This window comes from Enterobacter soli ATCC BAA-2102, assembly GCF_001654845.1.
Lineage (GTDB): Bacteria > Pseudomonadota > Gammaproteobacteria > Enterobacterales > Enterobacteriaceae > Enterobacter > Enterobacter soli.
This window is the reverse complement of record NZ_LXES01000057.1, coordinates 1-9,271: the sequence shown is the minus strand read 5'-3', so window position 1 is coordinate 9,271 and position 9,271 is coordinate 1. Positions and strand designations below refer to the sequence as shown.

Sequence of the window (9,271 nt, the reverse complement as noted above, 5' to 3'; positions counted from 1 at the left end):
GTCTTACCTCCAGAGCTGTAATATTGCCACCAAGGTCAGCAAGATCAAATCGTACGTCACACTCGTACTGTATCTAAAAATTAGTTATGTGACACTGACCAACCCCACCTAAAAAAACACTTTTATTTAAGATAAATCTCATTAAACTGAGTCATTCACACTTAGATGCAGGTTGTTACATTTTATGCTGAAGCGCAGATATCTGTCAGGAACTGAAATTGAGTTACTCATCTGTTCAGCCGCAAAAAAGGAAACCGGCGCACGTGATCGGTGTCTAATTTATATGGCATATATTCATGGCTACAGAATAAGTGAGTTACTTGCTTTAACCTTTAGTGATATTGATTTTAATTCAGGTTGTATCCATATAAAACGTTCTAAACAGGGATTTTCAACCACACATCCGTTACTGCAAGAAGAACGTCACCTTCTCCTACAATGGCTGTCAGTAAGGGTATGTTATAAAAACGCTCAAGAGAGTCCCTATGTGTTCATTTCCCGTAGGGGCACTCCTCTTTCTCGTCAGCAGGCATATAACATTGTGAAATCCGCAGGAAACGCTGCCGGCCTTACTGTCTCTGCTCACCCTCATATGCTTCGGCATGCCTGTGGTTATGCTCTAGCAGACAGAGGTATAAATACACGGTTGATTCAGGACTATCTTGGACACCGTAACATACGGCATACGGTTCACTATACGGCCAGTAACGCACAACGATTTGTTAATATATGGGAGAGGGATACTGATAAAGCACTATGTTCGTGCGAGAAGAACTGCCCAGTCTGCGTCAAATGAACCAAGTTGTTGCGTGTATTTATTTAAGGTGTTGTGGCATCTATTATAAAGTGTTATCAGCACTATTGATATATACCTGTACTTCAGTAAATCTCTGCGACTGGCTACATAAGCCTCCGCGAAGCAATTCATGCCAAAATAGACTGTTTTGCTGAATATCGCGATCATCCATTTTTTTACCATATAAATACTATATGAATAGCCATGATGGAAGTATCTATCCATTAGAGTCTTAGATATTTCGAACCCTCGAAATACGTCCTGTTTAAATAGAGAATGCTAATATTTATGCTGAGAAAGTTGACAATAGAACAATGATATTTTTGGAACTTCACTCCAGATGCATAAATGTCATTGCAACATTATAGTATACCCGCATGGAATCTACTTATTAAAATGTACGTTTGAAAAAGTAGATGCTCTGCGATACGCTCTGATGGTACCGTTGACCACGATTTTTTACGCAGCGCGCCGGACGGTTTCCGGCCCGGACGGAGCCCCGGATGACCCTGATGCCTGATGATGAACCGGAACTTAACCTGTCTCTGGCAACCTTACTGCTGGATGAGGATTTTCTGCCTGCACTGGCCGGGGGGGAAGCCCCGGTCAGTCCCGCCCGGGCCTACCTGCTGTCCCTGAATTCCCCCCGCAGCCGGCAGACCATGAGTTCGTTCCTCAGAGTTGTCGCTACTATGCTTGGTTCTTCTTCCCTCGATACCTGCAGCTGGGGCAGCCTGCGGCGCCATCACGTGATGGCCGTCACCGAACTGCTGCGCGACACCGGCCGGGCCACGGCCACCGTCAACACCTACCTTTCGGCGCTCAAGGGTGTGGCGAAGGAAGCCTGGATGCTGAAGTTGATGGACGTCGAGAGCTTCCAGCACATCCGGGCGGTGCGTAACCTGCGCGGCAGTCGTCTGCCGCGTGGCCGGGCCCTGCCGCCGGAGGAGACCCGCGCCCTTTTTAATGCCTGCGATGCGGATGACTCCAGTCTCGCCGTCCGTGATGCGGCAATGTTGGCTGTGATTCTCGGCTGCGGCCTGCGCCGGTCGGAGGCAGTGGGGCTGGATTTGAGTGACGTTGTAACTGAGGATCGGGGACTGCGGGTGCTGGGTAAAGGGAACAAGGAACGGCTGGCCTACATGCCGGCCGGGACTTGGCAGCGCCTCAGAATGTGGATCGATGATGTGCGGGGGGAAAAAGACGGGCCGCTGTTCACGCGTATCCGCCGTTTTGACACCCTGACGAATGACCGGTTGACTGACCAGGCGGTGTACCATATCCTGCATGTGCGCCAGCGCCAGGCCGGCATTGCGGAGTGTGCACCGCATGACCTGCGCCGAACCTTCGCCACGGCCATGCTCGATAACGGCGAAGACCTGATCACCGTGAAGGATGCGATGGGTCACGCCAGCGTCACCACCACCCAGCAGTACGACCGCCGAGGGGAGGTTCGTCTGAAAACGGCTCGTGATCGCCTGGATTTCATCTGATATTAATATGATATTAAGTAATAATTAAGTTAATAAAATACTAATCAGGAAACCTGCAGGCTTGCACATCGCTCAGAATGGTCTCATAACGAATCTTCCGACTAAAGTGAACTCGGGTTGCAGAGAATATAGGGGTCCGTACAATAACGGTTCATGGCCTGACAGAAGAATCCAGAGTGTTCTATACCCACCAAAGAAGCGGTCACCACGGTGACCGCTTCTTTGAGTATTTGAGTAAAAGTGTGGTGATTAATTCCAACGCGCAATCGGATTGATCAGCGTTCCGGCGAATTTGAGATTCTCTGTAGGGTCAGTGAGATTGATCATCTGATGATTATTCGCCAACTGCAGGCGGTTCAGGCAGGAGCGGGGAAACTCCTGTGCGAACATGTTATAGCGTGTGAATTTAGTGGCCAACTGTGGATGCGCCTGCTGGTAATCCTTCACGCACCGTGCCACCGTCTGCCAGAACATTTCCTCCTCCATCGTCCCTGACTGATCTAGGATCGAGCTTATAAAGCGGAAAATGCTGTCAAATACGTCGGTGAAGATCGACAGTAATTTGAGGTTCTCCGGTACATCTACAGCCAGACGTTGCACGCCTTCTGGAAGCACCGCATCCGGACTCATTACGGAGATCTCTTCGCCGATATCTTTCATGTAAGCACTGATCGGCACGTTGTTTTCAAGCAGCATAATGATATTTTCACCGTGCGGCATAAATACTAGATCATACTGATAGAAGCAGTGCAGAAGCGGGCTAAGGTAGCAGGTAAGATAGCTTTCAATCCACTGCTTCGCCGGTAAACCAGAGTCCGCGATCAATGCAGGAAGCAAAGCCTTCTGCTTGTGATCGACGTGCAGGAAAGAGGCCATCGTCATCAGACGCTGGCCCGGTTGTAGGCTGGCAATAGGATTATCCCGCCACAGCACAGCGAACATCTTTTTGTAGTCGGAGTCACCTTTAATTGCCTGCTCGTAGTAGCGGTTGTGATAGCCGATCGACGCGACTTCGCGAAGAATGCGGAAATTACAATGTTTCAACCACACATCACCTGCGACAAGCTGTTCCAGCCAACTGCTTATCGCTGGAGTTGTCGCCATATAGTAAGGTGATAGACCGCGCATAAAGCCCATGTTAAGTACTGATAGAGCAGTTTTCACGTAGCGCTTCGCTGGCTGACTGCAATTAAAGAAGGTGCGAATAGATTGTTGCGCTTGATAAGCATCATCGCTGGTGCCGAGATAAACAATATTGTGACTGGCGATATCCGCCGCAAAAACGGTCAGCAGCTTGTTTTTCCATTGCCACGGATGTACGGGCATCAGAATATAGTCCTCCATTCTCAGCCCTTTATTCACCAGCTTCGCATTGAACTGTTCCACTGTTGTATCACCGAGCTCATCGTACATCAACTGCTCATAGCTCAGATCGTTGAGACTGGAGAAATGAGCATTGCGGCGGTGAACGGCGACCCAGATGAGGTGAACGGGAGTGGCCGCTTCCGGCGCATACGCCAGATAGTCCTGCGCATCAAAGCCAATACGTCCATTGTTGGCGACAAAACAGGGATGGCCTTCGGTCATCGCCGCTTCTACTGTCTGAAAATCCGCAGAGACCAGTGCATGGATGTCGTAATTATTTTTCTGCAGTTTATAGACTCTACTGCACAGGGTGCTGCTGATCTCTTCCATGTAGGTCGCGAGCAATTCTTGCGAAACTCCGATCTCCCCTTTGAACTCCACGATGAACTTCAGAGCATCCAACGTCATATCACGTCCGTTCTCCTGCTTACGCAGGGAATCTATGTCGATCTCCCAGTGGTCCAGTGCCAGCCTTGTTGCGTGGAAATGGTAAGTCACTTCGCCACCCGGCACGGCTAGCTGATAGTTACCATCGCCAGCTTCCTGAGGATTAATAATTTTTTCATGCGCAAACTCGGCAATTCCTTTGCGGATCAGCATGCGGTTAGCCTGCGTCCAGTTGTCGTTCGTCAAATGCGTGCCGTCTGTCAATGAAGTTAGGGGACTCACAGTCTGCGACTCCTTCAGTAACGCGTGTTGATAATCTTCCCGCAGGCAAAAAGCCAGCCAAGCGGTTTTATGGCCCATGTCGATGGTATGTTTGTAGCGGAAACCGGCACGTTTATTCAGCACGTGAATTTTCTCATTGTGCACGTCCGGCTCCACCACCAAGCGGCGCACCTCGGGTCGGCTGAACATGTAGTCCATTACGAACGTGAAGACCTGCCAGCTAAAATCTTTGATCGGCTGAATAACAGGGGCAATCAGAATGTGTATGCCATAATCATCTGAAGCCACCTGATAAAATTTAGCGATCTCATCGTCGCTTGCGCGATAGCACTCAATCAGACAGATTGGCTGATCGTTGCAGCAGCCAATCAGCGCAGCATGATAATGAGCTGTCGTCAACGTCTTATAGAACTCCGCTACCTGATTCAGGCTCTGTTGCTGCATGCCCCAGAATCGGGCGTAATCGCGGGTTACCCAGCTGTGGATCAGCGGTATATCTCTCTCAAACATCGGCCTCAGGGTAAACAGTCCTGCGGGACGAGCGGCAGTGAACAGCGGTTGTGTATTCATCTCAGTTCTCCGATTTAGCCGGGAAGGTCTGGAAGGCAATCTGACGCTCAATCGGGTAGACCTCGCGTCCTGTCAGTTCACGCAGTAATACCGAGTTACGGTAGCAGGCCATTCCCAGATCCGGAGTGACAAACCCGTGGGTATGCAGTTCGGCATTTTGCACGAAGATCTGATTGTGATAGTCGATGCTGTAGTTGCGCTGTACATCGTAGCGGCCTTTGTCATCCCATCGTAAGCGCGCTGTGATTCCGTCTAAAAACATCGGTGGCTGATAGTGATAGCCAGTCGCCATCACCAGCCCTTCGGTGCGCCGATTGAAGGTGCAATCCTGCTCCTCCTGATGCAGTGTCAAATCGAACTCACCTTGCGGCAGCCAGCGCATCGCGATCAGGGCCGAATGGGTAAACAGATTAACGTTAAGCTCACCATTAAGCTGTTTCACGTACATCAGATCGTAAATGTCATTGATTAGGCTACTGTTAATGCCTTTATAGAGATGCTTATGGCTGGCATTAACCGCATCGCGGGTGCTAGCGGGCAGGGCGTGGAAATAGTCTACCCACTCCGGAGAGGTCATCTCCAATGTCAGCTTGGTATACTCCAGTGGATAGAAGCGCGGTGCACGGGTGATCCAGTTGAGCTGGTAGCCAAAGTGGTCGATATCAGTCAACAAATCATAGTAAATTTCTGCGGCACTTTGACCACTACCCAGTACGGTAATTGAACGTTTCTGCTGCAGTTCTGCTTTATTGACCATATATTGACTGGAATGCGTTACACGCTGATGGTACGGCAGGCCGCACGCTGGTATCCAAGCTTTAAGACCGGTGCCGAGAATAAGATGGCGTGCCAGATAAATTTGTTCCTCATCGTTCCAGTTTTCCCTCACCTGAAGCTGATAAATTCCGGCTCTCTCATCATAGCTGATATACTCCACGTGGCTATTCCAACGCAGATTAGAGAGCCGTGAACTTGCCCATTGACAGTATTGATTATACTCTTTACGCATCAGGAAGAAGTTTTCGCGGATATAAAATGAATATAACTTGCCCTTTTCCTTCATATAGTTAAGCAGGCTATATGGGTTGGTAGGGTCGGCCAACGTCACTAGATCAGCCATAAAGGGCGTCTGGAGATGAGCGTTTTCCAGCATCATTCCAGTGTGCCAGTCAAAACCCTTATTTTCATCTAAGAAAAGACTATTTAGCCCCTCAACCGGCTCACTCAGACAGGCCAGGCTCAGGTTAAATGGCCCGATGCCGATACCGATGAAATCGTAAACAGGATTATTCATTTCAGATATCTCCGCGATTAGCCACTCTCAGCGTTAAGGAACGGAACTGTTCTCGGCCATAGTGCGTAATCAGACTCAGTACATCATCGATGTCGGCGATGGTCGTGGTGGGATTTAATAGGGTTAATTTCAGGTACTGACGTCCATCGATTTTGGTTCCTGCAATCACGGCATTACCTGAGCGGAACAGCGCTTTACGGATAGCTGTGTTGATATCGTCAATCTGCGCGTCGCTGACGTTGTTGCAGGGAATGTAGCGGAAAATCTGGGTGGTAAGCTCAGGTGTATGCAGCACTTCAATAGCAGGATGCGCACTTAACACCAGATGCGCGGCCTGTGTCAGCTTGATTAGGCTATCGAATGCATCACCCAGTACCGCCGGGCCGATCACGCGTAGTGTCAGCCACATCTTCAGTGCATCAAAACGGCGGGTAGTCTGGATACTTTTGTTGACCAGATTCGGTGTGCCCTCCTGTTGGGCGCTGAGTGGATTGAGGTAATCTGCATGGTACGTGACATGTTTCAGATTGTGGCTGTCGCGCACAAAGAAGGCACCGCAGCTGACGGTTTGGAAGAACGATTTGTGATAATCAATGGTGATTGAATCAGCAAGCTCGATGCCATTCAGGCGTGCACGATGATTCTCAGAAACCAGTAACCCACAGCCGTAGGCAGCATCAACGTGCATCCACAAATCGTAATCATCACATAGAAGAGCTATTTCCGGCAGCGGATCAATGCTGCCAAAGTCAGTGGTGCCGCTTGTGGCGACCACAGCAATCGGGATCAATCCTTCACTGCGGCAGCGTATTATCTCATGTGCCAAGCATCCAACGTCCATGCGGTACTGCGTATCATGTTCTACTGCAATAACCGCATCATAGCCTAGCCCTAAAATCGCCATCGACTTCTGGATGCTGAAGTGGCTGAGTTTCGAAGTAAATACCCGCCATTTGGAAGCAGTCTCGGGCAGGCCGCTAAGCTTAATCAGATGTCCCGGATGATGTGCGGCACACCAGCTGTCACGCGCCAATAGCATTGCCATCAGGTTGGACTGGGTGCCACCGCTGGTAAAGACACCATCCGATCCGGCAGGTAAGCCGATGCGGTTCAGCGTCCAGTCAATGACCTTCTGCTCAATCAGCGTGCCGCCTGCGCTCTGATCCCATGTATCTACTGAGCTATTCACCGCCGCCATAATCTGTTCAGCCATCAGAGAGGGCAACACGACCGGGCAGTTAAGGTGGGCCAGATATTTAGGATGGTGAAACCAGACGGCGTCATTAAGATAGAGCTGACTTAATTCCGCCAGCGCATCATCGTTATTACCTAGTGGGTGGTCGAGATCAACCTCTCTGAACTCCGCGGCCAGTTCGTGGGGTAAAATACCACTGAAGGGTTTTTCTACACCGTTTACGATGCGGGTCATCAGCGTCAACACCTCCTGAGTTTGCTGCGACCAGGCAGCCAGCTGCAGATCGTTAAAAATAGTCTTTTCTACTCCGCCGGTATTGGATTCAAGCGCGAAATCCAGTGTTGTCTGAGCGGATGAGCGGATGAGCATATTCAATTCCTGTGCATGTATACCAGTGACACTGCCATTACAAAGTCAGCAGCATCGGATGAGCGCTCAATAACTCCAGTAGATAAAAGCTAAATAAAAAGATAAAAACCGTCCTGCTAAGTGGACCAGTACTATTATCTAAAATACTTCATACGATATTTGGGTTTAACAGGTTTTAACGTTCTTTATGAAATAAAAAATTAAATCTGTAATTATTTTTCAATGAATTTACTGTTGTGTTTTATTATTTGCATCCCCAAATATGCTCCCACCTTAGTGATTTAGTGTATGAGGGGGACTGTGAAGTACATCTGTTGCTTCTGCCTCCGTCTGATGTTCCTCCTGTTCTGCGACTAGAAAAATCTTATGTAAATCAATTTTATTTAACATAATCTTTGTTACACGCACCGATTGTGTGGTAGCTAAATCGGCCCCGGCTGATATGATCTTTCGACAAGGCCCAGTATAAATTCCATGGTGTAGTATGCCTGAACCCTGTGGGCACGAAGAGATTTTTACATTGATATAGTACTTTAGAGTTTTAAGAGGACTCTATCATTAATCACCGCGGTCTCGCAGAGTCTCCTTTGTTACAATACTTGCCACGTGTGGGGCATTCACGGCAGACGTTTCCGTGATACACACCCCTGATTAATCTTTCTGAGTTTTTTTCCTTGCGCTAAGAATGGCACTTTCTCCGTCCCATTGTATGGAATACACTTCAAGCCCGAAGACATCCAAAAATCGTTTTGTCGATTTCCCGTTTTGAGTCGTACCCATAAACAGGAATAACTGCTCTTCCTTTGTCATAATTCCCTTTGCTATTTTTTCTTCTGCTTCATTAATTACCGCGAGTGCATGACCGTTGCAGATATTGCATCTGACTATCGTTTCGGGTAACTCACCAAAAAAACCATGCTTTATCGCTGACCTTTTATACGCCAGCGCGATAACTTCTGACATATAAAAGCTCTCATCATTCTTAAATGAGTTGATCATCTTCCACGTATCGGGAACCATGGCAGTGGTAAAATTACTCGATTCTCCAGCCTCGGATTGCGCTGGGATCATAATGTCGACGGTGTTTTTTGCATGAAACTCGCTGTTAAATTCACTTATAACAAAACGCTTTTTTAGTTTATAGAGTCGCGACTGGTTATCCTGCATATAACGGACAAACGGACCCATGTTGATTATCTGGGGCAGTACTTTACTGCTGAACCATTTTTTTTCCTCTGAAGGAGAGGCAGGCGCTTCATATCCGGTGGACCCTGTCTCCGCAGTATATCCAGCAGACACGCTGGCCTGTGATTCCAGCCTGGGCGGCACAACAGGCCCCAGTACGGGATGTACAGTAGCAGCTGTCCTGAGCCGCGGTGCCGGGGCTGGCGTCCGGCTTCTGGTAGTACGCCGGATGGACGGTAATCTGGAATAGGGCATTCTCGCCTCACGTTTCTCTGTGGTTCCTCACCGCGTGCAGCAGCAGGTGACACCCTGCCGGTACCTGTCGCGCCCCTCTC

The 9,271-nt window shown here is 49.0% G+C and carries 6 protein-coding genes; 2 read left to right on the top strand and 4 right to left on the bottom strand.

The window, feature by feature from the left end:
• The first annotated feature begins 184 nt into the window (after positions 1-184).
• Together M987_RS24400 and M987_RS23390 are read left to right on the top strand one after the other, a co-directional pair.
• A complete protein-coding gene (locus M987_RS24400) occupies positions 185-796 on the top strand; it encodes a tyrosine-type DNA invertase (RefSeq protein WP_014063922.1) in 612 nt (203 codons plus the stop codon).
• A gap of 503 nt (positions 797-1,299) precedes the next feature.
• Positions 1,300-2,289: a tyrosine-type recombinase/integrase gene (locus tag M987_RS23390; protein ID WP_014063923.1), complete on the top strand. Its 990-nt coding sequence runs from the start codon at positions 1,300-1,302 to the stop codon at positions 2,287-2,289.
• 249 nt (positions 2,290-2,538) lie between these two features.
• Here the strand turns inward: M987_RS23390 and M987_RS23385 are convergent, their stop codons facing one another.
• The 4 genes from M987_RS23385 to M987_RS23370 form a co-directional block, all read right to left on the bottom strand.
• Entirely contained in the window at positions 2,539-4,893 is a 2,355-nt protein-coding gene (locus M987_RS23385; protein ID WP_014063924.1) for a GNAT family N-acetyltransferase, read from the bottom strand.
• A gap of 1 nt (position 4,894) precedes the next feature.
• Positions 4,895-6,187 carry a lysine N(6)-hydroxylase/L-ornithine N(5)-oxygenase family protein gene (locus M987_RS23380; RefSeq protein ID WP_014063925.1) on the bottom strand — a complete coding sequence of 431 codons (1,293 nt, stop codon included), beginning with the start codon at positions 6,185-6,187 and terminating at the stop codon, positions 4,895-4,897.
• Between the two features lies 1 nt (position 6,188).
• Positions 6,189-7,751: a pyridoxal phosphate-dependent decarboxylase family protein gene (locus M987_RS23375; RefSeq protein WP_014063926.1), complete on the bottom strand. Its 1,563-nt coding sequence runs from the start codon at positions 7,749-7,751 to the stop codon at positions 6,189-6,191.
• Positions 7,752-8,402: 651 nt separating this feature from the next.
• Complete coding sequence (locus M987_RS23370) at positions 8,403-9,080, bottom strand: hypothetical protein (protein WP_041162320.1); 678 nt, start codon at positions 9,078-9,080, stop codon at positions 8,403-8,405.
• Positions 9,081-9,271: the final 191 nt, after the last annotated feature.

Coding starts and splice junctions, on each gene's coding strand:
- M987_RS23385 (WP_014063924.1), bottom strand. CDS start 4,893: ATGAATACACAACCGCTGTTCACTGCCGCTCGTCCCGCAGGACTGTTT.
- M987_RS23375 (WP_014063926.1), bottom strand. CDS start 7,751: ATGCTCATCCGCTCATCCGCTCAGACAACACTGGATTTCGCGCTTGAA.
- M987_RS24400 (WP_014063922.1), top strand. CDS start 185: ATGCTGAAGCGCAGATATCTGTCAGGAACTGAAATTGAGTTACTCATC.
- M987_RS23390 (WP_014063923.1), top strand. CDS start 1,300: ATGACCCTGATGCCTGATGATGAACCGGAACTTAACCTGTCTCTGGCA.
- M987_RS23380 (WP_014063925.1), bottom strand. CDS start 6,187: ATGAATAATCCTGTTTACGATTTCATCGGTATCGGCATCGGGCCATTT.